At 70.7% G+C, this 26,092-nt stretch carries 25 protein-coding genes and 2 pseudogenes; 15 read left to right on the plus strand and 12 right to left on the minus strand.

From position 1 onward, the window contains the following. Positions 1-55: 55 nt before the first annotated feature. The 4 genes from E6W39_RS41605 (at position 56) to E6W39_RS16045 (ending at position 4,134) form a co-directional block, all read left to right on the plus strand. A complete protein-coding gene (locus tag E6W39_RS41605; RefSeq protein WP_228718177.1) occupies positions 56-1,834 on the plus strand; it encodes a serine/threonine-protein kinase in 1,779 nt (592 codons plus the stop codon). Positions 1,835-1,886: 52 nt separating this feature from the next. Then, complete coding sequence (locus E6W39_RS16035) at positions 1,887-2,066, plus strand: DUF6104 family protein (RefSeq protein WP_101382185.1); 180 nt, start codon at positions 1,887-1,889, stop codon at positions 2,064-2,066. A 191-nt stretch (positions 2,067-2,257) separates the two neighbouring features. Then, positions 2,258-3,175: a DUF4097 family beta strand repeat-containing protein gene (locus E6W39_RS16040; RefSeq protein WP_141634103.1), complete on the plus strand. Its 918-nt coding sequence runs from the start codon at positions 2,258-2,260 to the stop codon at positions 3,173-3,175. After that, on the plus strand, positions 3,172-4,134 hold the full coding sequence (locus E6W39_RS16045) for a PadR family transcriptional regulator (RefSeq protein ID WP_141634104.1): 963 nt from the start codon (positions 3,172-3,174) through the stop codon (positions 4,132-4,134). The genes E6W39_RS16040 and E6W39_RS16045 overlap by 4 nt, the downstream gene beginning before the upstream one ends. Positions 4,135-4,179: 45 nt before the next feature. Here E6W39_RS16045 and E6W39_RS16050 read toward each other — a convergent pair whose 3' ends face one another. Both E6W39_RS16050 and E6W39_RS16055 read right to left on the minus strand, forming a co-directional pair. Next, positions 4,180-5,142, minus strand: coding sequence for a zinc-binding dehydrogenase (locus tag E6W39_RS16050; RefSeq protein ID WP_141634105.1), 963 nt, complete (start codon positions 5,140-5,142; stop codon positions 4,180-4,182). A gap of 107 nt (positions 5,143-5,249) precedes the next feature. Beyond that, on the minus strand, positions 5,250-6,446 hold the full coding sequence (locus E6W39_RS16055) for an NAD(P)-dependent malic enzyme (RefSeq protein ID WP_280709591.1): 1,197 nt from the start codon (positions 6,444-6,446) through the stop codon (positions 5,250-5,252). Between the two features lie 571 nt (positions 6,447-7,017). On the opposite strand from E6W39_RS16055, the gene E6W39_RS16060 reads away from it, so the two are divergent. From E6W39_RS16060 to E6W39_RS16075, 4 genes are all read left to right on the plus strand, one after another. Then, on the plus strand, positions 7,018-7,956 hold the full coding sequence (locus E6W39_RS16060; RefSeq protein ID WP_141634106.1) for an ABC transporter substrate-binding protein: 939 nt from the start codon (positions 7,018-7,020) through the stop codon (positions 7,954-7,956). Positions 7,957-7,991: 35 nt separating this feature from the next. Further along, complete coding sequence (locus tag E6W39_RS16065) at positions 7,992-8,957, plus strand: amino acid ABC transporter permease (protein ID WP_220140219.1); 966 nt, start codon at positions 7,992-7,994, stop codon at positions 8,955-8,957. Between the two features lie 48 nt (positions 8,958-9,005). Beyond that, positions 9,006-9,740, plus strand: coding sequence for an amino acid ABC transporter ATP-binding protein (locus E6W39_RS16070; protein WP_141634107.1), 735 nt, complete (start codon positions 9,006-9,008; stop codon positions 9,738-9,740). Between the two features lie 71 nt (positions 9,741-9,811). Further along, positions 9,812-10,459 (plus strand): CGNR zinc finger domain-containing protein, encoded by a 648-nt coding sequence (locus tag E6W39_RS16075; protein WP_141634108.1) that lies wholly within the window; start codon positions 9,812-9,814, stop codon positions 10,457-10,459. On the opposite strand, the gene sodX is transcribed toward E6W39_RS16075, so the two are convergent. After that, complete coding sequence (gene sodX / locus E6W39_RS16080; RefSeq protein ID WP_267286696.1) at positions 10,443-10,817, minus strand: nickel-type superoxide dismutase maturation protease; 375 nt, start codon at positions 10,815-10,817, stop codon at positions 10,443-10,445. The two genes, E6W39_RS16075 and sodX, sit on opposite strands and share 17 nt — an antisense overlap. A 325-nt stretch (positions 10,818-11,142) precedes the next feature. Between sodX and sodN the strand changes: the two genes are divergently transcribed. From sodN to E6W39_RS16100, 4 genes are all read left to right on the plus strand, one after another. Continuing rightward, the gene (gene sodN, locus E6W39_RS16085) at positions 11,143-11,538 is read left to right on the plus strand and encodes a superoxide dismutase, Ni (RefSeq protein ID WP_141634109.1); all 396 of its coding nucleotides are present in this window, start codon (positions 11,143-11,145) and stop codon (positions 11,536-11,538) included. Positions 11,539-11,638: 100 nt separating this feature from the next. Next, complete coding sequence (locus E6W39_RS16090; protein ID WP_141634110.1) at positions 11,639-12,115, plus strand: GNAT family N-acetyltransferase; 477 nt, start codon at positions 11,639-11,641, stop codon at positions 12,113-12,115. A 231-nt stretch (positions 12,116-12,346) separates the two neighbouring features. Next, entirely contained in the window at positions 12,347-12,763 is a 417-nt protein-coding gene (locus tag E6W39_RS16095) for an ATP-binding protein (protein WP_101382177.1), read from the plus strand. 423 nt (positions 12,764-13,186) lie between these two features. After that, positions 13,187-14,092 (plus strand): RNA polymerase sigma factor SigF, encoded by a 906-nt coding sequence (locus tag E6W39_RS16100; protein ID WP_228718178.1) that lies wholly within the window; start codon positions 13,187-13,189, stop codon positions 14,090-14,092. 72 nt (positions 14,093-14,164) lie between these two features. Here the strand turns inward: E6W39_RS16100 and E6W39_RS16105 are convergent, their stop codons facing one another. Continuing rightward, complete coding sequence (locus tag E6W39_RS16105; RefSeq protein ID WP_141634111.1) at positions 14,165-14,593, minus strand: hypothetical protein; 429 nt, start codon at positions 14,591-14,593, stop codon at positions 14,165-14,167. 51 nt (positions 14,594-14,644) lie between these two features. Here E6W39_RS16105 and E6W39_RS16110 point away from each other — a divergent pair, with 51 nt between their 5' ends. Beyond that, entirely contained in the window at positions 14,645-15,616 is a 972-nt protein-coding gene (locus E6W39_RS16110) for a diacylglycerol/lipid kinase family protein (RefSeq protein WP_141634112.1), read from the plus strand. Positions 15,617-15,995: 379 nt separating this feature from the next. Continuing rightward, positions 15,996-16,247, plus strand: a complete 252-nt coding sequence (locus tag E6W39_RS16115) for a WhiB family transcriptional regulator (protein ID WP_014138019.1) — start codon at positions 15,996-15,998, stop codon at positions 16,245-16,247. A 358-nt stretch (positions 16,248-16,605) separates the two neighbouring features. Here the strand turns inward: E6W39_RS16115 and E6W39_RS44150 are convergent, their stop codons facing one another. The 8 genes and pseudogenes from E6W39_RS44150 to E6W39_RS16145 form a co-directional block, all read right to left on the minus strand. Next, positions 16,606-17,037: an ATP-binding protein gene (locus tag E6W39_RS44150; protein WP_407658617.1), complete on the minus strand. Its 432-nt coding sequence runs from the start codon at positions 17,035-17,037 to the stop codon at positions 16,606-16,608. 48 nt (positions 17,038-17,085) lie between these two features. Next, positions 17,086-17,592: pseudogene (locus tag E6W39_RS44155) on the minus strand (histidine kinase dimerization/phosphoacceptor domain -containing protein); the annotation flags it as partial. Next, positions 17,589-18,120: pseudogene (locus tag E6W39_RS44160) on the minus strand (histidine kinase N-terminal domain-containing protein). The pseudogenes E6W39_RS44160 and E6W39_RS44155, both read right to left, overlap by 4 nt. Before the next feature lie 322 nt (positions 18,121-18,442). Then, positions 18,443-19,750 carry an extracellular solute-binding protein gene (locus E6W39_RS16125; RefSeq protein WP_141634113.1) on the minus strand — a complete coding sequence of 436 codons (1,308 nt, stop codon included), beginning with the start codon at positions 19,748-19,750 and terminating at the stop codon, positions 18,443-18,445. Between the two features lie 355 nt (positions 19,751-20,105). Next, the gene (locus E6W39_RS16130; protein WP_141634114.1) at positions 20,106-21,674 is read right to left on the minus strand and encodes a glycoside hydrolase family 3 protein; all 1,569 of its coding nucleotides are present in this window, start codon (positions 21,672-21,674) and stop codon (positions 20,106-20,108) included. Positions 21,675-21,677: 3 nt separating this feature from the next. Continuing rightward, positions 21,678-22,517, minus strand: a complete 840-nt coding sequence (locus tag E6W39_RS16135) for a carbohydrate ABC transporter permease (RefSeq protein ID WP_141634115.1) — start codon at positions 22,515-22,517, stop codon at positions 21,678-21,680. Further along, on the minus strand, positions 22,514-23,497 hold the full coding sequence (locus tag E6W39_RS16140) for a carbohydrate ABC transporter permease (protein WP_141634116.1): 984 nt from the start codon (positions 23,495-23,497) through the stop codon (positions 22,514-22,516). The genes E6W39_RS16135 and E6W39_RS16140 overlap by 4 nt, the downstream gene beginning before the upstream one ends. A gap of 108 nt (positions 23,498-23,605) precedes the next feature. Next, positions 23,606-24,871, minus strand: a complete 1,266-nt coding sequence (locus tag E6W39_RS16145; RefSeq protein ID WP_141634117.1) for an extracellular solute-binding protein — start codon at positions 24,869-24,871, stop codon at positions 23,606-23,608. A gap of 330 nt (positions 24,872-25,201) precedes the next feature. Between E6W39_RS16145 and E6W39_RS16150 the strand changes: the two genes are divergently transcribed. Next, positions 25,202-25,996, plus strand: a complete 795-nt coding sequence (locus E6W39_RS16150) for a GntR family transcriptional regulator (protein WP_181799289.1) — start codon at positions 25,202-25,204, stop codon at positions 25,994-25,996. Positions 25,997-26,092: the final 96 nt, after the last annotated feature.

Genomic DNA, 26,092 nt, shown 5'->3' on the forward strand with positions numbered 1-26,092 from the left:
CCGCCGTGCCCCCGCCCCGGTCTTCCAGCCGCTGCTGCCGGACGATCCGGACGAGGTGGCCGGGTACCGGCTGTTCGCCCGACTGGGCGCCGGCGGCATGGGCCGGGTCTACCTCTCGTACACGCCGGGCGGCCGGCCGGTGGCGCTCAAGGTGGTCCGGCCCGAGTTCGCCGAGGATTCGGAGTTCCGCCGCCGGTTCAGCCAGGAGGTGGCCAACGCCCAGCGGATCCACGGCCTCTACACCGCCCAGGTGATCGACTCCGGCACGGCCGCCGACGCGCCCTGGCTGGTCACCGCGTACGTGCCGGGCCCCTCGCTGCAGCAGGTGGTGCGCGAGCACGGCCCGCTGCCGGTGCGCACGGTGCTGTTGCTGCTGGGCGGCATAGCCGAGGCGCTGCAGGCGATCCACAGCGTCAGCGTGGTGCACCGCGACCTCAAGCCGGCCAATGTGCTGGTGGCCGCGGACGGACCGCGGGTGATCGACTTCGGCATCGCGCGGGCCGCCGACGCCACCGCGCTGACCGGCACCGGCTACCGGATCGGCTCGCCCGCCTTCATGGCGCCCGAGCAGGCCCAGGGCGGCGCGATCACCCCGGCCACCGACGTCTTCGCGCTCGGCGCGCTGGCCGCCTACGTGGCGAGCGGGGTGCCGCCGTTCGGCGAGGGGCCGGAGACCGCGGTGCTCTACCGGGTGGTGCACGAGCAGCCGGACCTGGCTGGCGTGCCGGCCGAGCTGCGCGAGCTGCTGCTGCGCTGCCTGGCCAAGTCGCCCGAGGAGCGGCCGAAGCCGGCCGAGATCATCGAGGTGGCCCGGGAGCACCCGGCGGTGGGCGGGCAGCTGCGGTTCGCCGACAACTGGCTGCCGCTGCCGGTGAGCACCGAGATCACCCGGCGCTCGGACCTGCCGCGCACGCCGCCGCGGCCGGCACCGGCGGTGCCGAGCGCCCCGCCGGTGCCGAGCGCCCCGCCCGTACCCGCCATGGCGCCACCGACCGTGCCCGTAACGGTGGTTGAGCCTCCGTCAGGTGCTGTGCTGCCACCCCAGGGCGCCGAGGCGTTCACCGCCCCGCTCCCGCCGCCGCAGCCGACCGTGCAGCTGCCCGCACCGGCAGTGGCACTGGCGCCGGCGCCGGCGCCGGCCGGGAAGCGCCGCGGGGTGTCCTGGCGGACCCTGCTGACGGTCGCCCTGGTGATGGCGCTCGGCGGTGCGCTGGTGGGCGTGCTGCTCTCCCGGGGCGACGCCGGCCCGAAGACGGGCAGCTCGTCCGGCAACTCCGGCAGCGGGCAGCAGCAGGCGGTGGACGCCCCGACGACGCCGGGCGCCGACGACTCCCCGGTGACCGCCCCGACCGGGCCCGACAGCACCGACACGCCCGGCGGCGGGGTGTCGGCCACCGGCGGCCCGACCGGCTGGACGCCGCTGGTGAGCAAGGTGGAGCTGGACATCCCGGCCGCCGAGTACTCCAGCGAGGCCTACCGGGTGGACCTGACCGCGGGCAAGCTGATCGCCCCCGGCACCAACGGCAAGTGGGTGCTGGGGCTGCACAACACCGGCGGCGCCGGCGGCAGTCGGGCCAACACCTTCGTGAGCGACGGTGACGACGACTCGGACTTCGCGGTGATCACCGACTCCTCGGTGACGCCCGGTCAGTGCAACACCGCGCTCGACACCCACCCCGACTCCGACCTGACCTTCGGCCACGCCGGTGCCGGCCGGCTGCTCTGCGTCCGGGACCGCTCGACGCACGACATCGCGATCGCCGCGATCGAGGTGGCCGACGAGCAGACCGGCGAGGTCAAGCTCTCGGTGAGCACCTGGCAGGGCGGCAGCTGAGCGCGTCTATCCTGACCAGGTAGTCCGACCCCCAGATTTCCGGAGCAGAACCGTGTACTTCACCGACCGCGGCATCGAGGAGCTGGAGAGCCGGCGCGGCGAGGAGGAGGTCACCCTCGGGTGGCTGGCCGAGCAGCTGCGCACGTTCGTCGACCTCAACCCCGACTTCGAGGTTCCCGTCGAGCGGCTGGCCACCTGGCTGGCCCGGCTGGACGACGAGGACGACGACTGACCCGCGCGGCACGACGCACGAGGGCCCGGGAGGCAACTGCCTCCCGGGCCCTTCGCAATTCGGCGCGGCGAAGCACTTGACTCCACCGCCACGCGATATATCGTGTTTCTCGGAAGACGCGATACATCGCGACTTGCCGGATCGTCGCCACTCCAGCGTACGACGGCGCCCAGCCAACGGGAGGACTTTCAATGAACCAGTGGACGGTCAGCGAGCCCGACAGCATCGTCCTGGACGAGCCGGTGCAGTCGGCGCAGGTGCGGATGATCGCCGGCGCGCTCAACGTGGTGGCCGCCGAGGGCCCGGCCCGGATCGAGGTCACCGAGCTCAAGGGTGAGCCGCTGCAGGTCAGCCTGGTCGACGGGGTGCTGACGGTGACCTACCAGCACCTCTCCTGGAACGACTTCGGCTTCGGCGGCCAGCTGAAGACGATGGACGCGATCAAGGACGGGTTCAAGGACCTGGTCTCCTCCCTCAAGCGCAAGCGCAAGTCCCGCGCCGTGGTCACGCTGACCCTGCCGGCCGATGCCGTGGTGAAGCTGGGCTCGGTCTCCGCCGACACCACCGTCTCCGGCCTGCAGACCGACACCGCGGTGTACGCGATCACCGGCGCCACCACCCTGGTCGGGCTGGGCGGCAAGACCGAGGCCAACTCGGTCTCCGGCGATGTGGACGCCCAGTCGGTCGGCGGCGAGCTGAAGCTCAAGACGGTCAACGGCGACCTGACGGTGGTGGCCGGCACTGCCACCACGGTCCGCGCCAACACGGTCAGCGGCGTGGTCACCCTGGACCTCACCGGGGCCGCTCCGGCGGACGTGCGGGCCAACACGGTCAGCGGCGACGTCGCGATCCGGCTCCCCCGGCCCGCCGACACCAAGGTCGAGGCGGGCAGCACCACCGGCAAGTTCTCCACCGCCTTCGAGGAGTTGAAGCTCGGCGGCACCTGGGGCGGCCAGCGGCTCACCGGCGTCCTCGGCGCCGGCAGCGGCTCGCTGGAGGTGACCACCGTCTCCGGCTCCGTCTCGGTGCTGGCCCGCCCGGAGGACGACACCCCCAGCCTGGTCAAGGAGCTGACGGACGGTTCGGACGGGACGGAGGACACCGCATGAGCAACGTCTTCGGGCACGGCCGGCTGCGGCTCTACCTGTTGAAGCTGCTGGCCGACTCGCCCCGGCACGGCTACGAGGTGATCCGCCTGCTGGAGGAGCGCTTCCAGGGCCGCTACGCGCCCTCCGCCGGCACGGTCTACCCCCGGCTGGCCAAGCTGGAGGGGGAAGGCCTGGTGGAGCACTCCACCGAGGGCGGCCGCAAGGTCTACCGGATCACCGACGCCGGCCGGGCCGAACTGCTCAGCCGCCAGGCCGACTTGGCCGAGCTGGAGTCGGAGATCGACGCCTCGGTGACCCAACTCGCCGACGCGATCCGGGCGGACGTCCGGGACTCGGCCAAGGACCTGCGCGAGGAACTGCGCAACGCGGCCCGCATCGCCCGCCGTCCCGAGAGCCCCGGCTGGGCCGACGCGGCCGGCTGGCAGCGCACCAAGGAGGAGTTCGCCGAGTTCAAGGCCCAGGCCAAGCGGGCCAAGGAGCAGGAGAAGGCCGCCAAGGAGCAGGCCAAGCTGGCCAAGGAGGAGGCCCGCAAGGCCCGCGAGCAGTCGCAGGCGGTCCGCCAGGCGGCCCAGCAGGAGGCGCTGCGGATCAAGAAGCGGGTGGAGCAGCAGTTCCGCGAGCACGTCGGCAACGGCGACTGGCCGACCGGTCTGTCCGAGGGCCTGTCCGAACTCACCCGCGGGCTGGCCGGGTTGGCCGACCCGTCGCGCTGGGGCGCCGGCTCCGCCGAGGCCCCCAAGGTGGACCTCGGCAAGGAAGCCCCGCAGGACCTCCCCGACTGGGCCCGCACCGAGCCGGGCGGCGACCCGGCCCGCGAACTCGACCGGCTCCTCGACCGGTTCCGCGACCAGGTGCGGGACACCGCTCGGGACGGGGACGGGGTCACCGAGGAGCAACTCTGGGAGGCCCGCGCCGTGTTGACCGGCGCGGCCGAGCAGTTGCGCCGCCTGCTGCGCTGACCCGCGCCGCAGTCAGGGCCCGCCGGCAGGCGGGCCCTTCGGCTTTCAGGGCTGCAGCACCAGCTTGCCGAAGACGTCGCCCTCGGCGAGGCGGGCGAAGGCGTCGCGGGCCTCGGTGAGCGGGTGGACTGCGTCGATCACCGGGCGGATGCCAGTGGTGGCGCAGAGCGAGAGCAGGTCGGCCAGCTCCTCCTTGGTGCCCATGGTGGAGCCCACCACCTTGAGCTCCAGGAAGAAGATCCGGTTCAGCTCGGCGGCCTTGGGGTTCGGCCCGGAGGTGGCACCGGAGATCACGATGGTGCCGCCGGGGCGGAGCGCCTTGACGGAGTGCGACCAGGTGGCCGCGCCGACCGTCTCCATCACCGCGTGCACCCGCTCGGGCAGCCGGGCGCCGCTCTCGAAGACCGCGTCGGCGCCCAGCGCGAGCGCCCGGTCCCGCTTGGCCGCGTCCCGCCCGGTGACCCAGACCCGCAGCCCGGCGGCCTTGCCGAGCACGATCAGCGCGGTGGCCACCCCGCCGCCGGCGCCCTGCACCAGCACGGTCTGGCCCGGGGTCACCCCGGCGTTGGTGAAGAGCATCCGGTAGGCCGTGAGCCAGGCGGTGGGCAGGCAGGCGGCCTCCTCGAAGGAGAGTTCGGCCGGCTTGGGCAGCAGGTTCCAGGTGGGCACCGCGACCCGCTGCGCGAAGGTGCCCTGGTAGCGCTCGGTCAGGATGGAGCGCGGCTCGTCGGGGCCGACCCCGTGGCCGCTCTGGCCGATCACCGAGTGGATGACCACCTCGTTGCCGTGCTCGTCGATCCCGGCCGCGTCGCAGCCCAGGATCATCGGCAGCCGTTCGGCGGGCAGGCCCACGCCGCGCAGCGACCAGAGGTCGTGGTGGTTGAGCGAGGCGGCCTTGACGGTCACCACGCTCCAGCCCGGGCGCGCCTCGGGCTCGGGGAGCTCCCCGAGTTCGAGTCCGGCCAGGGGATCGTCGGGGTCGATGCGGGCGGCGTAGGCGGCGAACATGGTCCGGACACTAGCCGCCGACGGGCGGGGCCCGGAACCACGCCGGAGTGTGACCTCCACCGCGTGTCCCGGGCCCGCTGCCGACGGGGCGTCAGCCGGTCGGATCGTCAGATCCGGGCGACGCCCTCCTGGCGGGCCGCCTCGGCGACCGCCTTGCTGACCGCGGGGGCCACTCGCGCGTCGAACGGCGAGGGAATCACCTTCTGCGGCGTCAGCTCCTCGGCCACCACGCCGGCCAGTGCCTCGGCGGCGGCCAGCTTCATGCCCTCGGTGATGCGCGAGGCCCGCACCGAGAGCGCGCCGGCGAAGATGCCGGGGAAGGCCAGCACGTTGTTGATCTGGTTGGGGAAGTCGGAGCGGCCGGTGGCGACCACCGAGGCGTACTTGTGCGCGACCTCGGGGTGGATCTCCGGGTTGGGGTTGGCCATCGCGAAGATGAAGCAGCCCGGCGCCATGGTGGCGACGACCTCTTCCGGCACGGTGCCACCGGAGACGCCGATGAAGACGTCCGCGCCGGCCAGCGCGTCGGCCAGCGAGCCGGTCCGCCCGCTCTTGTTGGTGAGCGCGGCGATCTCCGCCTTGACGTCGGTGAGGTCCTCGCGGCCCTGGTGGACCACGCCGCGGCGGTCGCACAGCGCCACGTCGCCGATCCCGGCGGCCACCAGCATCTTGGCGATCGCGATGCCGGCCGCGCCGGCGCCGGAGATGACCGCGCGCAGGTCGCCGATCTTCCGGTCGGTCACCCGGGCCGCGTTCCACAGCGCGGCTGTGGTGACGATCGCGGTGCCGTGCTGGTCGTCGTGGAAGATCGGGATGTCCAGCGCCTCCTGGAGCCGGCGCTCGATCTCGAAGCAGCGCGGCGCCGAGATGTCCTCCAGGTTGACGCCACCGAACGACGGGGCCAACCGGATCACGGTCTCGACGATCTCGTCGACGCCGGTGCAGTTCAGCGCGATCGGCACCGCGTCCACGCCGCCGAACTGCTTGAACAGGATCGCCTTGCCCTCCATCACCGGGAGCGAGGCGGCCGGGCCGATGTCGCCCAGGCCCAGCACGGCGGTGCCGTCGGTGACCACCGCGACCGTGTTGGCCACCCAGGTGTAGTCGTGGACGAGCTCCGGCTGCTCGGCGATGGCGGTGCAGACCCGGGCCACGCCGGGGGTGTAGGCGAGGGACAGGTCGTCCGCGTCGCGCAACGGCACGGTCGCGGCGACCGCCATCTTGCCGCCCCGATGGAGCGCGAACACGGCGTCGACCGGATCCTCGGGATCCGAGGAACGAGGGTGAATGATCTCCGCTGCCACGATGACCTCTTCGTCATTAGATCAGCGAGGACGACAGCCGATGGCCGATGACCGTTCCGGGGGACGCTGAAACACCGGGGACCCGCGCGAGCGGGCCCGGAGCCGGGTGGTCAGGCGGCCGCCAGCGGGTCGCCCTCTATGAGGGATTTTTTGGGGATGTAGCTGCGCGCTACGGTCCGCACGACGCTTCGGTGCCGCGGATACGGAGTCGGCGTCATCGACTTCCGGTCCTCGACACCCCGGCTCTGTGGCGAGCCGTTGGTTACTGGCTGGTATCGGGGGTCACCCGATAGGTGATTCTGACACAGTGCCCCGAAGCCCGGCAGACCGGCCTGGAGAGACGAAGGCCACGTCGCCCCGCAGGCGGCGGCGGACCGCCGATCAGAGCCTGCTCAGGCGAAACGCACCGGGATCGGCAGGTCCCGTTACGCATTTTTGATCTCACTGGTGCTCCGCTCAACAGTTCGGTGGTGGCAGGATCTCCTGCACCACCTCGGCGGAGGGTGGCCCGCCCGCTCACACCCCGTCACCGCGGCAGATCCGCCTGACCCTCTCACAGGAGGCCCCCGCAATGAGCGTCGTCCGCACTCACCGCACCCGCCTTGCCGCCTTAGGCTCCGTGCTGATAGCCGGCAGCCTGGCGGTCACCGGTTGCAGCAGCAGCAGCAGTACGAGCAGCAGCACCTCATCGTCGTCCGGCTCGTCGTCGGGCTCGATCACGTCCCCGACCGCCGTTCCCTCGCTGGCCGCCCAGCTCCCGGCCGCGGTCAAGTCCAGCGGCAAGCTGGTGGTGGGCGTCGACGCCTCCTACGCGCCCAATGAGTTCAAGGACGACAGCGGCCACATCCAGGGCATGGACGTCGACCTGGCCGGCGCCATCGCGGCCAAGCTGGGCCTGAAGGCCGACGTCCGGGACTCCCAGTTCACCGCGATCATCCCGGGCATCCAGTCGAACAAGTTCCAGCTCGGCATGAGCTCCTTCACCGACAGCAAGGACCGCGAGGCGACCGTCGACATGGTCACCTACTTCACCGCGGGCACCTCGATGGCGGTGAAGAAGGGCAACCCGAACAAGATCTCGGCCACCGACCTGTGCGGCAAGAAGGTCGCCGTGCAGACCGGTACCACCCAGGCCGACGAGATCAAGAACACCCTCAACCCGGCCTGCCAGAAGGCCGGCAAGCCGACCATCCCGAACGACGGCGACAAGTTCGACCTGCAGACCGACGTCACCAACGCGCTGGTCGCCGGCCGCGACGACGCGATGCTCGCCGACTCCCCGGTGGTCGACTACGCGATCAAGATCAGCGGCCAGCTGGCGAAGATCGGCGACACCACCGACACCGCCCCGTACGGCGCGGTGGTCGCCAAGGGCTCCCCGCTGACCCCGGCGATCCACGGCGCCATCCAGTCGCTGATCGACGACGGCACCTACGCGAAGATCCTCCAGAAGTGGGGCGTCCAGGCCGGGGCGATCACCAAGTCCGTGGTCAACGGCGCAGTCAGCTGAATCCGCCCGCCCCTCTCACCCCCTAGGTCACTCCCGTGAACCAGACGAAACAGGGGGCGGCTCGCCCGGCACTGCCTGACACCATCAAGGCAGTGCCGGTGCGCCACCCCGGACGCTGGGCCGGCGCCGTCGTCATCCTCGTGCTGCTGGCGATGCTGCTGAACGCCCTGATATCCAACCCGGTATTCGACTGGCCGACCGTCGGCCACTACCTCTTCCACCCGAGCATCGTCCACGGCGTCGGCGTGACCCTGCAGCTGACCGTCTACTCGATGCTGATCGGCGTGATCGGCGGCATCCTGCTGGCGATCATGCGGCTCTCCCGCAATCCGCTGCTCTCCGGCAGCTCGTACCTCTACATCTGGGTCTTCCGCGGCACCCCGGTCCTGGTGCAGCTGGTGTTCTGGGGCTTCCTCGGGCTGCTCTGGCAGCGGATCTCGATCGGCGTGCCGTTCGGTCCGGCGTTCTGGTCCCAGGACACCAACACCCTGGTGCCCACCTTCACGGCCGCCCTGCTGGGCCTCGGCCTGAACGAGGCCGCCTACATGGCCGAGATCGTCCGGGCCGGCATCCAGTCGGTGGACGAGGGCCAGAGCGAGGCGGCCCACGCCCTCGGCATGAGCCGCGGCCAGACGATGCGCCGGATCGTGCTGCCGCAGGCGATGCGGGTGATCATCCCGCCGACCGGCAACGAGACCATCTCGATGCTGAAGACCACCTCGCTGGTCACCGTGATCTCGCTGGAGGAGCTGTTCCGGGCCGGCCAGAACATCTACTCGCACAACTTCAAGAACATCCCGCTGCTGGTCGTGGTCTCGATCTGGTACCTGTTCCTGACCTCGATCCTCACCATCGGCCAGTACTACGTGGAGCGGTACTACGCCCGCGGCGCCAACCGGGCGCTGCCACCGACCCCGCTGCAGAAGCTGCGGGCGCTCCGGGTGAAGCTCCCGACCGGGCCGGCGGCAATTTCCAGGGAAGGCGGTGGTCCCGGTGTCTGACCCGGTGCACGACCAGGTGCCCGGCTCGGTGATGGTCAAGGCCGAGGGGTGCGCAAGTCCTTCGGCCTGGTGGAGGTGCTCAAGGGCATCGACCTGGAGGTCAAGCAGGGCGAGGTGTTCTGCCTGATCGGACCGTCAGGATCGGGCAAGTCCACCTTCCTGCGCTGCATCAACCACCTGGAGAAGGTCAGCAGCGGCCGGCTCTCGGTGGCCGGGGAGCTGGTCGGCTACCAGCAGCGGGGCGACCGGCTGTACGAGCTGAAGGAGCGCGAGGTGGCGCGCAAGCGGCGCGACATCGGCATGGTCTTCCAGCGCTTCAACCTGTTCCCGCACATGACCGCCCTGGAGAACATCGTCGAGGCCCCGGTGCAGGTCAAGGGCGTGTCCAAGGCCGCCGCCCGGGAGCGGGCCCGGGAGCTGCTGGCGCGGGTGGGCCTGGCCGACAAGGCCGCCAACTACCCGTCCCAGCTCTCCGGCGGCCAGCAGCAGCGGGTGGCGATCGCCCGGGCGCTCGCCATGGACCCCAAGCTGATGCTCTTCGACGAGCCCACCTCGGCGCTCGACCCGGAGCTGGTCGGCGATGTGCTGGACGTGATGCGCGGGCTCGCCGAGGAGGGCATGACCATGGTCGTGGTCACCCATGAGATGGGTTTCGCCCGCGAGGTCGGCGACGCGCTGGTCTTCATGGACGACGGTGTGGTGGTGGAATCCGGCCACCCGCGCGACGTGCTCACCGATCCGCAGCACGACCGGACCAAGGCATTCCTCTCCAAGGTCCTCTGACAGTGTCCGGAAGCCGGACGGCGTAATAGGCTTGAGGCGACTCACCCGTTACCGCTCCCTCGGAGGACCCCGTGGAGCTCGCCCTGTACGCCGATTACGCCGTCCGGCTGGTCAACAGCGAGGAGCCGGAGCGCGGCACCGACGCGCTGGTCAGCGTGGACGCCGCGCGCAACCTCTTCAGCTACCCGGAGTCCGGCGCCGCCCTGCTCACCGGCCCGGACGACGTGCCGCTGATGCGCGCGCTGCGGAGCCGGCTGCGGGCCGTCTTCGAGGAGGCCGCAGCCGGCCGCGAAGGGAGCGCGGTCGACCTGCTGAACGGGCTGCTGGCCGAGTACCCGGTCAGCCCGCAGGTGTCCGGGCACGACTACCTCGACGAGAGCGGCCGCCCCCGCTGGCACCTGCACCTGGCCGACAACGCGCCCACCGCCACCGCCAACTTCGCCGCGGTGGCCTGCATGGGCCTGGCCATCCACCTGACCGAGCTGGGCGCGGACCGGCTGGGCATCTGCCAGGCCGCACCGTGCCGCAACGCCTACCTGGACACCTCGACCAACCGCTCCCGGCGGTACTGCTCGGACCGCTGCGCGACCCGGGCCAATGTCGCGGCCTACCGGGCGCGCAAGCGGGCCGAGGCGGCGCACGCGCAGTCGGCGCACGCACAGTCGGACCAGGCGCCGCCGGAGCAGGCCCGGCCGGCCACCGCTAGCGCGACGGACTGAGCCGGCCGCGGGCCACCCCGAACCGGGCCGCCAGCCCCGGCACCCGGCCCAGCGGCCAGCGGCACAGCAGCCGCTCCAGCCAGTGGGCCGGGGCCAGCCACCCCACGCTGGGGCTGACCCGCAGCAGCACCCGGCCGAGCACCAGCTCCTGGGGCACCGGGCCGAAGTCCCGGCTGTCGTTGCCCAGGAACTGATTGTCCGACAGCAGCCACCAGCCCTTGCTGCGCCGCTCGGCGGCCCGCTTGACCACCAGCAGGTCCTGGCGCATCGGGTGGCGGACCAGGACGACCGCTCCGGCTCGGATCCGGGCTCCGTACTTGACCACCACCTTGTCGCCGTCGTACAGGGTCGGGACCATCGAGGGCCCGTCCACATCGACCACTCCGAACGGCAAGAGTCCGCCACCCGTGCGGACCACGGGTTCTGGGCCTGCGTCAGTGTCGCGCCGCCGCAGTGCCGCCATGCTGCCCACCTCCTCGTCGTGCCAAGTCCCGTCGGGCAATGTCAGGAACGTGCCGAGCACCGTCACCCGTTCCAGGGACCAGCATCCCGCATCGACAACGTGTGCCCGTTATCGACCGGTTCCGACTCGGCCTTTTGCCTTAGGTCCCCGTCCCGGCCATGAGATCCCGCATCCGGCGGGGTAATCTCGGCGCGGGAAGACGATCTAAGGAAGGACTCCCATGTTCTCTCGTCTGTTTGCGCCGCGGGTCACCGCTCACGCCCACTGCGACCTGCCCTGCGGTGTGTACGACCCGGCCCAGGCCCGCATCGAGGCCGAGTCCGTGAAGGCCACTCAGGAGAAGTACCAGGCCAACGAGGACGCCGGCTTCCGCACGCGCGCCATCATCATCAAGGAGCAGCGCGCCGAGGCCGTCAAGCACCACCTGTCGGTGCTGTGGAGCGACTACTTCAAGGCCCCGCACTTCGAGAAGTACCCGGAGCTGCACGACCTGTTCAACCGCGCCCTGAAGGCCGCCTCGGCCACCAAGGCGTCGAACGACCCGGCCACCGGCCAGGCTCTGCTCGACCTGATCGCCGAGATCGACAAGATCTTCTGGGAGACCAAGAAGGCCTGAGCTCGTCGCTCGCGTCCTCGACGGCGCCGCACACCCACCGGGTGCGCGGCGCCGTCGTGCGTTCCGCCGCTCACCCGATCGGCCCAGTACGCTCGGCGGCATGATCAGGAGCGCAGTCGTCGACGACGTCCCCACCATCATCGAGCTGATCCGCGAACTGGCGGACTACGAGCGGGCACTGCCCGAGGCGAAGGCCACCGAGGAGCAGTTGCGCCAGGCGCTGTTCGGTGCGCAGCCCGCGGTGTACGCACTGATCGCCGAGGACGACGCGACCGGTGAGACCGCCGGCTTCGCGCTCTGGTTCCGCAACTTCTCGACCTGGACGGGCACCCACGGGATCTACCTGGAGGACCTCTACGTGCGCCCGCAGCACCGCGGCGGCGGCCACGGCAAGGCGCTGCTCACCGAGCTGGCCAGGATCGCCGTGGCGCGCGGCTACAGCCGGTTCGAGTGGAGCGTGCTGGACTGGAACGAGCCGTCGATCGGCTTCTACAAGTCGCTGGGCGCCCAGCCGATGGACGACTGGACGGTCTACCGGCTGACCGGGGACGCGCTGCGCGAGCTGGGCGGCAGCTGACCCGCGCCCTCGATGGACCCCGGGCGGGGGAATTGGGTCGCGAGTCGCGACATCTCTCGTCCGATCGCGGTAACGTCTCGGCGGACGGCCCGCGTCCAGCGCCACCAGGCTGGGTAGGACACGGGACGTACCGCACCACCCCTCAAGACAGTTGGGGCGAAGCAGTTGAGCCATGCAACAGAACGTGCCCAGGCCCCGGCCCAAGCACAGCGCGTCACCCAGGAGGTGAGGGTGTCCCAGATCGACGGCGCTCCCGAGGAGCCGGCGGCGAACGACTTCGTGGAGGTCCGGCTGCCGGCCCAGGGGGCGTACCTCTCGGTGCTGCGGACGGCCACGGCCGGTCTCGCGGCGCGGCTGGACTTCACTCTCGACGAGATCGAGGATCTGCGGATCGCGGTGGACGAGGCCTGCGCCATCCTGCTCCAGCAAGCGGTGCCCGGATCGGTGCTGTCCTGCGAGTTCCGGCTGGTCGGGGACGCCCTGCGGGTCACCGTCTCGGCCCCGACCACCGACGGCCGGGCCCCGGAGCGGGACACCTTCGCCTGGACGGTGCTCTCGGCGCTGGCCGGCGAGGTGGAGTCCTCGGTGGCCGACGACCGGACGGTCAGCATCAGTCTGCACAAGAAGCGCGGCGGGAACCCGCTATAGCCGTGAACCAGGATTCGGCCGGCGGCCGGACCAAGCGAAGGTGCCCGGCCGAAGGCCGGACCGATCGAGAACGCCCGGCCGGAGGCTGGACCGACCGGCGCGTCCGGCCCGCGGCCGGACGTTCCACGACCCGGGGCACTCCCGCCAATGGGCCCGGTCGCGGAACAATCGATGTGATGGCCCGGCCGCGTCGGCGGTCCGGGCGCTCCCGGAACGGAACGGGGGATCACCGTGAGTGATCTGGATCGCAACTCCGCCGTCGGGCCCCGGCCCGTGGACGGCCTGCCGACGGACGCCCCGTCCGGCGGCGGCCCGGCCGCGCGCCCAGCGGCCGCCCGGCGCCCTACCGTGCCGGCGCAGTCCGGCGGGTCCGAGCCAGGGCCCGCCGCCTCCCAAGACGCTGACCCGAAGGACGCCCAGCGGATGAGCCAGCCCACCGACCCGACGCCGGACCCGGCGTCCGACGAGGCCCACCCGCAGGCGCCAGGGGCGGTGCGGGACGGGGACGAGGAGCTGGCCGAGGCGGTGCGGGCCGCACTGCCGGCCCAGGGCGCGGACCGGCACAAGACCGCCGCCCCGGACCGGGAGGCGGCCCGGGCCCTGTTCGTCCAGCTGGCCGGGCTGCCCGAGGGCTCCCCGGAGCGGGTGGAACTGCGCAACCAGCTGGTCCGGATGCACATCCCGCTGGTCGAGCACCTGGCCCGGCGGTTCCGCAACCGCGGTGAGCCGCTGGACGACCTGACCCAGGTGGCCACCATCGGCCTGATCAAGTCGGTGGACCGGTTCGACCACGAGCGCGGGGTGGAGTTCTCCACCTATGCCACCCCGACCATCGTGGGCGAGATCAAGCGGCACTTCCGCGACAAGGGCTGGGCGGTGCGAGTGCCGCGCCGGCTGCAGGAGCTGCGGCTGTCGCTGACCACCGCGACCAGCGAGCTCTCCCAGCGGCACGGCCGCTCCCCCACGGTGCACGAGCTGGCCGAGCACCTGGGCATCTCCGAGGAGGACGTGCTGGAGGGCCTGGAGTCGGCCAACGCCTACTCCACGCTGTCCCTGGACGTGCCGGACAGCGACGACGAGTCGCCGGCCGTGGCGGACACCCTGGGCGCCACCGACGAGGCCCTGGAGGGCGTCGAGTACCGCGAGTCGCTCAAGCCGCTGCTGGCCCAGCTGCCGCAGCGCGAGCAGAAGATCCTGGTGCTCCGGTTCTTCCGGAACATGACGCAGTCTCAGATCGCCGCCGAGGTGGGCATTTCCCAGATGCACGTGTCGCGTCTGCTGGCCCGCACCCTCGCCCAGCTGCGGGACAAGCTGCTGGTCGAGGAGTGACCTGCCGGACATGCGCCGGGGCGCGCGCCGCAAGGCGCGCGCCCCGGTTGTGCTTCAACCGCTGACGGGTACTCAGCTCTCGGTGTCGGCGCCCTGGTACAGCACCGCGGTGACCTTCGGGTTGAGCAGCAGCACCAGACCGGCCAGCCCGGCCAGGCCGACCAGCACCCCGATCGCCGCCATCACACCGCCGGCCCCCCACATGAACCAGGCCACCGGCAGGCAGAGGGTGTGGATCAGCACCGCCGGAGAGCGGCCCCAGCGGCGCAGTCGCAGCAGCGCCCGGCCCGCCAGCAGCGGCAGCAGGCCGAGCAGCAGGATCACCACCCCGCCGTACTCGGCGAGCCCCTGGTTCCGAGTGCTCTCGACCAGCGCCGCGACGATGATGTAGACGCCCCAGACCACCAGCGCGGCGCCCTCGGCGAGGGTCAGGGCCACCCCGGCCAGCAGCGGGGTGGGGCGCGCGGCGGGCGTGGCGGGGACGGTGGTTTCTGCGGTCACTGAAGCAGGGTAACCGCCGGGCCGCTCCGACCGAGCCTTAGGCTGATCCTCATGCGTGCGCTCCTGGTCGTGAACCCGAAGGCCACCACCACCAGTGGCCGAACCAGGGATGTCCTCACCCATGCGCTGCGCAGCGAGCTCAAGCTGGAGGTCGCGGTCACCGGGTACCGCGGCCACGCCGGGGACCTGGCCCGGGCCGCTGCCGCGGACGGCTCGATGGACCTGGTGGTGGCGCTCGGCGGCGACGGCACGGTCAACGAGGTGGTCAACGGCCTGCTGGCGCACGGCCCGAGCGAGAAGCTGCCGCGCCTGGCGGTGGTGCCGGGCGGCAGCACCAATGTCTTCGCCCGGGCGCTCGGGCTGCCCAACGATCCGGTGGACGCCACCGGCGTGCTGCTGGACGCGCTGGACAGCGGCCGGCAGCGGGAGATCTCCCTGGGCAAGGCGATGACCGACGGGCTGCCGGACCGCTGGTTCACCTTCACCGCCGGCCTGGGGTTCGACGCGGGCGTGGTCGGCCGGGTGGAGGAGCAGCGCCGGTCGGGGCGCCGGTCCACGCACGCGCTCTACGTGCGCGAAGCGCTCCGGCACTACGTCACCGAGCGCGAGCACCGGAAGAACGGCCCGGTCACGCTGGAAATCCCGGGCCGGGCACCGCAGTCGGGACTGGTGATGTCAATAGTCTCGAACACCTCGCCGTGGACATTCCTCGGCAATCGCCCGGTGCTTCCCTCGCCGTCCGCATCCTTCGAAACCGACCTTGACGTCTTCGGCATCACTCGAATGACAGCGTTCGGAACCGCGCGGACGATCCGTCAGATTCTGCGCCCGCACACACCTTCGGAGCAGCCCGGCAAGCAGCCCGGGCCGACCGGGAAGCACGTCGTCTCCTATCACGACGTCAGGCACTTCACCTTGGTTTCACAGGAACCGGTCCCATTTCAGGTCGACGGGGACCACCTTGGAGACAGGAGCCGCGTCAGTTTCACAGGCGTACGACGGGCACTGCGTGTGATTGTGTGACCAGAAGGGGCCCCGCCCTTGTTCTCGAACGTGCGAGCCCCCTTCACCCCATAGAAGTACGGCCTGTGAGGTAGGCGACACCGAAGAATCAAAAATTCCTCCTCGAAGGGGGTTGTATCCGAGCCTGAGGTTTGCGAACCTCTACATGGCGATCGGGACGCGACGCAGCGGGACTGCGAAGCGACCCCCCGTTGCATCCCACTGGGCCTCCGGCTCGGGATCGCGGGATTCGCCCGAACCCCCCTCAGCACAGACGCCCGGCCCGTAGAGGCCGTTGGCCCCTATTGCCGTTGCGGGATTCGTGAAAGCGTTCACATTCACAAGACGTTTCGATAGTGCTGGTGGGCCCCCGTCCACCGGCAGGAGGAGTTGGACGACCATGGACTGGCGCCACCGCGCTGTCTGCCGCGAAGAGGACCCGGAGCTGTTCTTCCCGATCGGGAACACCGGTCCTGCTCTGCTGCAGATCGAGGAAGCCAAGGCCGTCTGCCGCCGCTGCCCCGTGATGGAGCAGTGCCTGCAGTGGGCGCTGGAGACCGGCCAGGACGCCGGCGTCTGGGGCGGGATGAGCGAGGACGAGCGTCGTGCGATGAAGCGCCGCGCCGCCCGCAACCGCGCCCGCACCGCCTGAGCGATCGCAGTACCACCGATCGCTCGGTGAGGATCAGCAGTTCAGCAGTACCGATCAACACATGATCACAGGCTTCGGCCGCGACTTCGTCGAAGCCTTCCGCAGGAGCAGACGCGCCCTGGCAGCACCGCCGGCGCAGACCGCTCCGACTGCGACTCACCCCGGTCCGGCTACTTGCCACTGCTCACGCAGAGCAATAGTGTGGACCTGCGACGCTCACCGTATGCAATAGCGCCGAGCGTCACACCCAAGAGCCCCCGTACCGGCTGACTCCCCCGACAGCCGGAACGGGTTGAGAGGCCTCGCCGACCCTCCCCCCCGGTCGGCGGGGCCTCGTTTCTTGCCCCGGCACGCCCGGTCAGCGGACCGGGATCTCCAGGACCACCCGGGTGCCGCCGCCCGGCGCGGCCAGCATGTCGAAGGTGCCGCCGAGCTCCCCGGTGGCCAGGGTCCGCACGATCTGCAGGCCGAGGTTGCCGGCCTGCTGCGGGTCGAAGCCCTCCGGCATGCCGCGGCCGTCGTCCTGCACGGTGATCATCAGGTACTCGTCCGGTTTGGCCCCCTGGGTCCAGCTGTCCGACCGGCCCGAGCCGGCGACCGGCGCCCGCCCGCGCAGCGCGCTCACCGAGACCGTGCCGCCGGGGCGGCCGCCGAACGCGTGCTCCAGGGCGTTCTGCAGCAGCTCGGTCAGCACCATCGCCAGCGGCGTGGCCACCTCGGCGGAGAGGATGCCGAAGCTGCCGCTGCGCTTGGCGGCGACCTGGCCGTCCTGGGACAGCTCCATCACCATGGCCAGCACCCGGTCGGCGATCTCGTCGAAGGCGACCTGCTCGTCCAGGTTCTGCGAGAGCGTCTCGTGCACGATGGCGATCGAGCCGACCCGGCGCACCGCCTCGTCCAGCGCGGCCCGGGCCGAGTCGTCGCCGAGCCGCCGGGACTGCAGGCGCAGCAGCGCGGCGACCGTCTGCAGGTTGTTCTTCACCCGGTGGTGGATCTCCCGGATGGTGGCGTCCTTGGTCATCAGCTCCCGGTCGCGGCGCCGCAGTTCGGTGACGTCGCGGCAGAGCACCAGCGAGCCGGTGGGCACGCCCTTGGGCTTCAGCGGGATCGCCCGCAGCGTCACCACGCCGTCCTGGGCCTCCACCTCGGCCTGCCGGGGCGCCCAGCCGCTGGCCAGCTTGACCAGCGCCTCGTGCACCGCACCCCGCGAGGGCGGCACCAACTCGGCGGTGGTGCGGCCCAGATGACCGCCCACCAGATCGGTGGTCAGGCCCAGGCGGTGGTAGGCGGAGAGCGCGTTGGGGCTGGCGTAGGTGACGATGCCGTCCGCGTCCAGCCGGATCAGGCCGTCGCCGACCCGGGGGCGGCGTCCATGTCCACCTGCTCGCCGGGGTAGGGGAAGCTGCCGGCGGCGATCATCTGCGCCAGGTCGGAGGCGCTCTGCAGATAGGTGAGCTCCAGCCGGCTGGGGGTGCGCACGGTGAGCAGGTTGGTGTTGCGGGCGATCACCCCGAGCACCTTGCCCTCCCGGCGGACCGGGATCGACTCCACCCGCACCGGCACCTCCTCGCGCCACTCCGGGTCGCCCTCCCGGACGATCCGCCCTCGTCGAACGCGGCGTCCAGCAGCGGGCGCCGACCGCGCGGGACCAGGTGGCCGACCATGTCGTCCTGGTAGGAGGTGGGCCCGTGTTGGGCCGCATCTGGGCCACCGAGACGTAGCGGATGCCGTCCCAGGTGGGGATCCAGAGCACCAGGTCGGCGAAGGAGAGGTCGGAGAGCAGCTGCCACTCCGAGACCAGCAGGTGGAGCCATTCCACATCGGCACCGGTGAGGGTGGTGTGGCGGCGGACGAGTTCGTTCAGCGAGGGCACACCGCCGAGGGTAGCCAAACCGGGGCCCGGCCCGAGATCGCGCCGGGGCCCGACCCGAGGTCACCGCAGTTGTCCAGACCAATTCCGGCGGATTCCTGGACAACCCAGATTGGTCTAGTCCACAATGGAAGGGCACCAAGGAGAGGCCCCCGCGCAACTGCCCTGACCACGCGCGGAGCCCTCCTCGGTCGACCGCCGCGACACCGGGATCCCGCACAATCCCGGCGCCGGCTCCGGCGGTCGGCGAAGCTCCGGGCTGCGGTGCCGCGAGGGTTGAGGGTCCCTCGTCGGCGCCGTGGCCCGTAGTGCTGTCCGGGCCCGCTCAGCCCTGGTTGTTGATCATCTGATTGATCTGGGCGTCCGCGGCCTTGGTGGCCTGGCTCACCGCAGTGCCGGCCAGGATCGAGGTGAGCATGGTCTCCAGCACGTTCTGCTTCTCCACCTGGGCCCAGCCCGGGGCCAGTGGGACGAACCAGGCATCGGGCACCGAATTGGCCGCGGCCGCCGTCTCCGGCTTGGACTTCAGCGGATCCAGCTGGGTGAGGTTGTTCGGCAGGATGTTCTTTCCCGCCAGCAGCGCCTCCGACTTGGCACTGGTGAAGAGCTTGACCCAGGCCTTGGCCGGCTCACCGGCCTGCGACTTGGCGGTGATCGCCAGGTCCGAGCCACCGATGAAGCTGGGCAGCGGCCGGTTGTTCGGGCCGGGGAAGGCCGCCGGCTTCAGGGCGCCCGCGAGCGACGGGTCGCCGCCGGGCGCGGTGGCGGCGCTGGTGGCCTCCCAGGCGGTGCCGTAGATCACGCCGGCCTGCTGCTTGCCGAGCACGTCCGACTGGTGCTGCTCGTTGACCGTGGGGTCGCCGTGGTTGTAGCGCTTCACCAGGTCGACGAAGTGCTGGATGCCCTGCTGGGCTTTCGGGTCCTCCAGGGTGCCGTGCCAGTTGCCGGCGCTGTCGAACTTGGCGATGGTGCCGCCGTACGCCGCCACGTAGGACATCGCCGCGTACCAGTAGGGGCCGGGCAGGTAGAGCGCGGAGAAGGACTTGTCGTCCCGGTGGGCAGCCTGCAGCTTGTCCATCGCGGCCCTGAGGTCGTCCTCGGTGGCGGGGAAGTCCGCGCTGCCGGTGGCCTGCTGGAGCATCGCCGCGTTGTAGATGCCCACCCGGGCGCCGGCGTAGTACGGCACGCAGAACAGTCTGCCGTTGTAGGTGCAGGTGCTTTCCAGGCCGCGGATCCAGCTGTCGGAGTTCTCGTAGTCGCTCTTGTCCAACTGGGCCAGCGAGCCGTTCAGGATGTATTTCATGGTCTCGGTGTTGCCCAGCTCCACCACGTCCGGCGCCTTGCCCTGACCGAGCGCGGCGTCCAGGTTCCGCACCTTGTCGGCCCAGGTCTGGTAGCTCAGCTTGAGGGTGACGTTCGGGTATTCCGCGCTGAACTGCTGGTTCACCTGCTGCACCAGGTCCGGCCAGTTGTTCTCGGCGTCGTCCATCAGCCAGACGGTGAGCGTGCCGCCGACCGCCCCGGGAGCAGCCGACCGGTTGGCCGCGGAGCCCAAGGCGGATCCTCCGCACCCGGTCAGGGCCACCGCGAGCGCGGTGACGACGGATGCGGCCAGGAGCTGACGACGCTTCACGCTTTCCTCCGGGAGGAGCGGTTCAAGGGGATTGTGACGCTGATTCCGGTGCTTCAGGACCGAACGGGGCCGAGCGTGGTCCAGACCAGTTTTCTGGAGCCTGTCCCAGAGCCATCCCGATGTCAACGCGAATGGTTCACCCAATCCCCCGCCGTTGCCTACCTGTTGTGCAATATCAGCGCACCGCGATTGGTCAATCACCTGAAGTCGCGTCAATTCCCGATTGAGTCATGACAATTCCTTGGCGAACGGAATTCCGTGGCCATCCGAAAAATGAAACACCGGGGCCCCGGCAGGGAATCCCTCCCCCACCGGGGCCCCGGTGCTGAGCGGCGGTCGGAAAGCCTGATGTTTTTCAGCGACCGACCGACGGCTGGCCGGTGAGCACCTCCACCGCGGCCAGGCCGCAGGCGCGGGCCGCGCCGTGGGTGGCGATGTGCAGCGCGCCGACCGGCTCGGCCTGCGGCACCCCCATCTCCACCACCAGCGCGTCGGGCCGGGCGTTCAGCAGCAGGCGCAGTGCCGCTGACATCCAGTCGTGGCGGTGCACGTCGCGCACCACGAGCACCAGCCGCCGGCCCGCCGCCTCGGCCAGCAGTTCGGCCACCAGGGCGTCCAGTTGCTCGGCACCCGCCTGGTCCGGCCCGATGCCGCGGGTCCGGGTGCCGGGGAACCGCTCGGCCAGCATCCCGGCCACGCCCCACGGGGTGTCGTCGCCGACCGCGATGTTGGACTCCGGCGAGAAGGAGGCCACGAACGGACGGTCGGTCACCGGCTCGAAGTGCTGAGCGGGATCGGCGGTCACCCTGAGGGCCCAGCGGGCGGCCCGCAGGCCGATCGACAGGTCCGGCTCGATCGGGGCGGCCTCGGCGGCCGCCTTCGATCGGCTCTGCCGCGCCCAGCTGCCCAGCGCCCGCACCCGGTCGGCGGCGTCGGCCAGCCGCTCCTGGGACAGCCGGCCCTCCCGCACCGCCGCCACGATGGCGTCCCGCAGCCGCAGCACGGTCTCCTCGTCGCACAGCCCGCCACCGACGCAGATCGCGTCGGCGCCCGCCGCCAGCGCCAGCACCGTCCCCTCCGCGATGCCGTAGCGGTCGGCGATGGCGCCCATCTCGATCGCGTCGGTGACGATCAGGCCCTGGTAGCCGAGGCCGCCCTCGCTCTCCGGGGCCCGCAGCAGCCCGCCCAGCACCGCCTTGCTCAGGGTGGCCGGGTAGTCCGGGTCGAGCGCCGGGATCATGATGTGCGCGGTCATCAGCGCCTTGGCGCCGGCCTCCACCGCGGCCTTGAACGGCGGCAGGTCGCGGGCCCGGACCAGTTCCTCGGCCACGTCGATCAGCGGCAGCCCGTGGTGCGAGTCCACATTGGTGTCGCCGTGCCCGGGGAAGTGCTTGGCGCAGGCGGCGACCCCCGCCGACTGCAGGCCCGCCACCCAGGCGGCGGTGTGCCGGGCGCACAGCTGCGGGTCGGCGCCGAACGAGCGCACCCCGATGACCGGGTTGCCCGGGTTGGAGTTGACGTCGGCGGCCGGCGCCCAGTTGAAGTTGATGCCGCACTCGGCCAGCGCCCGGCCCAGCTCGCGCGCCACGTCCCGGGTCAGCGCCGGGTCGTCGACCGCGCCGAGGGCCAGGTTGCCCGGCCAGGAGGAGCCGGAGCCGACCTCGAGGCGGGTGACGTCGCCGCCCTCCTCGTCGATCGCGATCAGCAGGTCCGGATTCTCCCGCCGCAACTCGGCGGTGAGCGCCGCCAGCTGGGCCTGGTCGGTGACGTTGCGCCCGAACAGTGCGACCGAGCCGAGGCCGGCGGCGATGTGCCGGTGCACCCACGCGGGCGGGGTGCTGCCCTCGAAGCCGGGCTGCAGGACGGTGAGCGCGTCGCGGTGCAGCTGGTCGCTGTCCGGGATGCTCGGGGTGAGGATGCTCAACGGTCAGCCCTTCACTGCGCCGTCGGTCAGACCGCCGACGGCCTTGCGCTGGAAAAGGAAGAAGACGACAAGCACCGGGAGGGCGAACAGGGTGGAGGCCGCCATGGTGGCACCCCAGTCGTCCCCGAAGGTGGTCTGGAACGAGGTCAGCCAGAGGGGCAGGGTCTGCGCGGTGCCGGGGCCGGTCGCCTTGTTCAGGACCAGGACCAGCGGCAGTTCGTTCCAGGCGGTGATGAAGCCGAACAGCGAGGTGGACATCAGGCCGGGCACCAGCAGCGGGAAGATCACCCGCATGAAGGCCTGGAACCGGCTGCAGCCGTCCACCATGGCGGACTCCTCCAGCTCCTTGGGCACGGCGGCCATGAAGCCGCGCAGCGTCCAGATCGTGAAGGGCAGCACCATCATCATGTAGAAGAGGGTCAGCGGCACCAGGCTGTTCAGCATGTCGTTGTCCCGGACGATCATGTAGATCGAGATCGACATGACCTCCCAGGGCGCCATCTGGGCGACCATCACCACCAGCACGAAGGCCTTGCGGCCCCGGAACCGCATCCGGGTGACGGCGAAGGCGGCGGCGGTGGCGATCACCAGCGAGGCGGCCACCGCGACCACCGTGACGATGAAGCTGTTGGCGACGAACGACCAGAACTGGTCCGCGCCGGTGGCCGTGGTGAAGTGCTCCAGGGTGCCGTTGAGCGGGATGAAGACGGGGGTCTTGCTGATGATGTCGGTGGTCTTCTTGAAGGCCGTGCTGACCATCCAGTAGACCGGGAACGCGAAGAAGATGACGAGGACGACGGCGATGGCGTTCGGCCAGCTGCGTCCCAGCGCGGAGCGCCTCACAGCTCGTCCTCCTGCTTGATGATGATCCGGAAGTAGTAGGACATCAGCACCGAGAGCATCAGGATGGTGAGCACGGCGATGGCGGCGCCGACCCCGTAGTGCTGGTTGCCCATGCCCTCGATGAAGGCGTAGACGGGGAGGGTCTCGGTGAGCCGCTGGGGTCCGCCGGCATTGATGGCGTAGACCTGGGTGAAGCACTTGAAGATCCAGATGACCTCGAGGAACGTGGTCCCGAGGAAGAACGGCTTCAGGGTCGGGAAGATCACCGAGGTGAAGACCTTGTACGAGCCGGCGCCGTCCAGCCGGGCGGCCTCGTAGAGCTCCTTGGGGATCGTGGTGAGCGCCGCGTACATGTTGAAGGCCACGAACGGGATCGAGCCCCAGACCAGCAGCAGCATGATCACGAAGAACGTGGAGAGCTGGGAGCTGTACCAGTTGTAGGCGGCCATGCTGTGCCAGCCCAGCTTGTCCAGGAACCAGTTCACCACGCCGTAGCGGGAGTCGAAGAGCCAGGTGAAGACGGTGGTCTGGGCCACGAACGGCATCGCCCAGGCGAGCATCAGGGCGATCTGCAGCGCCAGCCGCATCCTCTTGCCGAGCCGGTCCAGCAGCAGGCCGACCAGGGTGCCGAACACCATGATCAGTGCCACGTTGAGCGCGGTGAAGGCGACCGAGCGGCCGGTGGTGTGCCAGAACTCGCTGCTGGTCAGCTGGTCGGTGTAGTTCTTGAACCCGTTCCACTCGGTCTGATGGAGGATCAGCTGGCGCTTGTTCAGGTTCTGGAAGGAAAGGATGACCGTCTCGACCAGCGGCCAGCAGAGCAGCGCCAGGGTGGCCACGACGGCCGGGAGCAGCAGCAGGTAGGGAGTGCTGCGGCTCAGCAGACCGGGACCGGCGGACGGCCTCACTCCCTTCGGAGCGTCAGCTCCGACGCCCGCGCCGGGCGACTTGGCCCGTACCGGTTCCGACTGAACAGCCATCGGTTGGTCTCTCTTCCTCGCACCTGGCCGACTGGGGTGGCCGCGAACAGGGCGGCGGCGCCGCCCACCGGCCCGTGCGGGGTGCCGGTGGGCGACGTCGCCCGGGTCTTACTGGCTCTGGCCGAGACGCTTGGTGATCTCGTCGTCGTACTTCTTGGCGGTGCTGTCGTAGTCCGCGCCCTGGAGCACGGCGGCCAGGAAGTCCTTGATCGGGTTCGGGTCGTTCTCGACGTTCGACCAGTTCGCCAGGTTCGGCGTGGTGGCGCCGTTGGCGGAGGCCGGCAGGGCGGCCTTGTCGAAGTCGGTGGTGGCCAGCGAGTCCAGCGAGGTCTTGTTCGGGATCAGGCCGGCGGAGGCCATCTGGCCCTCGAACTTGTCGGAGAGCGCGAGCTTCAGGAAGTCCTTGGCCAGGCCCTGGTTCTTGCTCGCCTGGGCGATCGCCAGGTTGGAACCGCCGAGGAAGACGCCGGACGGCTTGTCCGCGGTCTTGCCCGGGACCGGGAAGTAGCCCACGTTGTCGGCCGGCATGTCCTTGGGGGCCGGGGCCTCCCAGCCGAGGCCGATCATCGAGGCGATGGTGCCCTTGGGGAAGAGCGTGTCCTGCTGCGGGGTCGCCTCGTCCTTGTCCTTGGGGGCGGTGGAGTAGCCCTGCAGCTTCTGGAAGGTGGCGAAGGCGGCCTTGGCCTCCGGCGACTCCAGGTTGCCGACCCACTTGCCGCCGACCTGCTTGGCGATCTGGCCGCCCTCACCGGAGAGCAGGCCGAAGTAGGTGTACCACTCCTCGCCGGGCAGGTAGATCGGATCCTGCACGCCGGCGGCCTTCAGCTTGTCCAGGTCGGCGTAGTACTCGTCCAGGGTCTTCGGCGTGCCGGTGATGCCGGCCTTGCTCCAGAGCCCCTTGTTGTAGATGACCACGCGGTTGGTGAAGTACCACGGGGCGGCGTACTGCTTGCCGTCCAGCACCGAGGAGGCGTTCAGGTTGGCGGCCCAGTCGTTGCCGCCGAGGTCGGCCTTGGCGGAGGTCAGGTCCATCAGGCCGCCGGAGGCCGCGTAGCCCGCGGTCTGGGTGTTGCCGACCTCCATGACGTCCACCGAGCCCTCGGAGAGCGCGGTGGTCAGCTTCTGGCCGATGCCGTCCCACTTCTGGATCTGGATGTTCAGCTTGGCACCCGGGTACTGCGACTCGAAGTCGGCCTTGATGCCGTCCTGCCAGGTCTGCGGCGCCGAACCGTCCATCAGCCAGACCGTCAGGGTCTTGCCGTTGTAGTTGCCCGAGCCACCCGCGCTGTCGTCCTTCTTGGCCGAAGAACCGCAAGCCGCCACACCGACGACCATTGCCGCGACGCCGACCGCCGCGATGAGCTGACGCTTCACGCCATCCTCCTGAGGGATGCCCGGTTGCCCCCATCGGCGGCCGGCGACATAACCCCCGAACTGGTCGAAAGCGGCGTCGCGAACCCGTGTGATGGGTTGGATTCATGAGCTGGCCTGCAGTGGTGTAGACCAGATGCCTGGAGCTTGGCCTAGACCAATAGACGTGTCAACGGCTGCATGAGCATTCCGGACGAGCCGTTACCAAGCCGACACCGCTCTTCGTTCATCACGTGATGAGGTCCCCGTCAACCAGGCATACGTGCAACGATGTGTGCCGTTAACGAGGTAGTGGGGTCGGAACGGACCTCGCGAGAAGCGGAGAAGCGGCTCATGAGCAGCGACGGGGGCACCACGGCCCAGCTCCCCGAGGCGGGGGCCTTGCCCGCGCAGGCCGGCAACGGGGGCGAGCCCGCGGCGGCGCGCGTGCCCAAGTACTACGGGCTGAAGCGGCACCTGCTGCAGCTCACCGAGACCCAGCCGGCCGGCACCCCGGTGCCGCCGGAGCGGGCGCTCGCCGCGCAGTTCGACACCTCCCGCACCACCGTGCGGCAGGCGTTGCAGGAACTGGTGGTCGAGGGCCGGCTGGAGCGGATCCAGGGCAAGGGCACCTTCGTGGCCAAGCCCAAGGTCGCCCAGGCGCTCCAGCTGACCTCCTACACCGAGGACATGCGGGCCCAGGGCCTGGAGCCGACCTCCCGGCTGATCGAGGTCGGCTACATCACGGCGGACGACCGGCTGGCGCCACTGCTGGACATCCGGCCCGGCGGCCGGGTGCTGCGGATCGAGCGTCTGCGACTGGCCAACGGCGACCCGATGGCGATCGAGGTCGCGCACCTGTCGGCCAAGCGGTTCCCGGCGCTGCGGCGCAACCTGGTCAAGCACAACTCGCTCTACGCCGCGCTGCGCGAGGTCTACGGCGTGGTGGTGGCCGAGGCCGAGGAGACCATCGAGACCACGCTGGCCAACCCGCGCGAGGCCGGGCTGCTCGGCTCGGACGTCGGGCTGCCGATGCTGCAGCTCTCCCGGCACTCCTTCGACGCCGAGGGCTCGCCGGTGGAGTGGGTGCGCTCGATCTACCGCGGTGATCGGTACAAGTTCATCACCCGGCTGCAGCGGCCCAGCTGAGCCGCCGTCACCGACCTGCTCGCCGTCACCCCTCGGGGTGGCGGCGAGCGGCGTTTGGGGGGCATTGCTCCCAGGTCCCGTGACTCGGGGTTCCCG

The organism is Kitasatospora acidiphila, from assembly GCF_006636205.1.
Lineage (GTDB): Bacteria > Actinomycetota > Actinomycetes > Streptomycetales > Streptomycetaceae > Kitasatospora > Kitasatospora acidiphila.

What these genes read in the sequence shown, in the direction of transcription:
- sodX (WP_267286696.1), bottom strand. Translation starts at nt 10,817, where the DNA reads ATGGTCCCGACCCTGTACGACGGCGACAAGGTGGTGGTCAAGTACGGA.
- E6W39_RS16045 (WP_141634104.1), top strand. Translation starts at nt 3,172, where the DNA reads ATGAGCAACGTCTTCGGGCACGGCCGGCTGCGGCTCTACCTGTTGAAG.
- E6W39_RS16140 (WP_141634116.1), bottom strand. Translation starts at nt 23,497, where the DNA reads ATGGCTGTTCAGTCGGAACCGGTACGGGCCAAGTCGCCCGGCGCGGGC.
- E6W39_RS16150 (WP_181799289.1), top strand. Translation starts at nt 25,202, where the DNA reads ATGAGCAGCGACGGGGGCACCACGGCCCAGCTCCCCGAGGCGGGGGCC.
- E6W39_RS16100 (WP_228718178.1), top strand. Translation starts at nt 13,187, where the DNA reads ATGAGCCAGCCCACCGACCCGACGCCGGACCCGGCGTCCGACGAGGCC.
- E6W39_RS16115 (WP_014138019.1), top strand. Translation starts at nt 15,996, where the DNA reads ATGGACTGGCGCCACCGCGCTGTCTGCCGCGAAGAGGACCCGGAGCTG.
- E6W39_RS16090 (WP_141634110.1), top strand. Translation starts at nt 11,639, where the DNA reads ATGATCAGGAGCGCAGTCGTCGACGACGTCCCCACCATCATCGAGCTG.
- E6W39_RS16060 (WP_141634106.1), top strand. Translation starts at nt 7,018, where the DNA reads ATGAGCGTCGTCCGCACTCACCGCACCCGCCTTGCCGCCTTAGGCTCC.
- sodN (WP_141634109.1), top strand. Translation starts at nt 11,143, where the DNA reads ATGTTCTCTCGTCTGTTTGCGCCGCGGGTCACCGCTCACGCCCACTGC.
- E6W39_RS16050 (WP_141634105.1), bottom strand. Translation starts at nt 5,142, where the DNA reads ATGTTCGCCGCCTACGCCGCCCGCATCGACCCCGACGATCCCCTGGCC.
- E6W39_RS16110 (WP_141634112.1), top strand. Translation starts at nt 14,645, where the DNA reads ATGCGTGCGCTCCTGGTCGTGAACCCGAAGGCCACCACCACCAGTGGC.
- E6W39_RS44150 (WP_407658617.1), bottom strand. Translation starts at nt 17,037, where the DNA reads ATGGTGATGGAGCTGTCCCAGGACGGCCAGGTCGCCGCCAAGCGCAGC.
- E6W39_RS16040 (WP_141634103.1), top strand. Translation starts at nt 2,258, where the DNA reads ATGAACCAGTGGACGGTCAGCGAGCCCGACAGCATCGTCCTGGACGAG.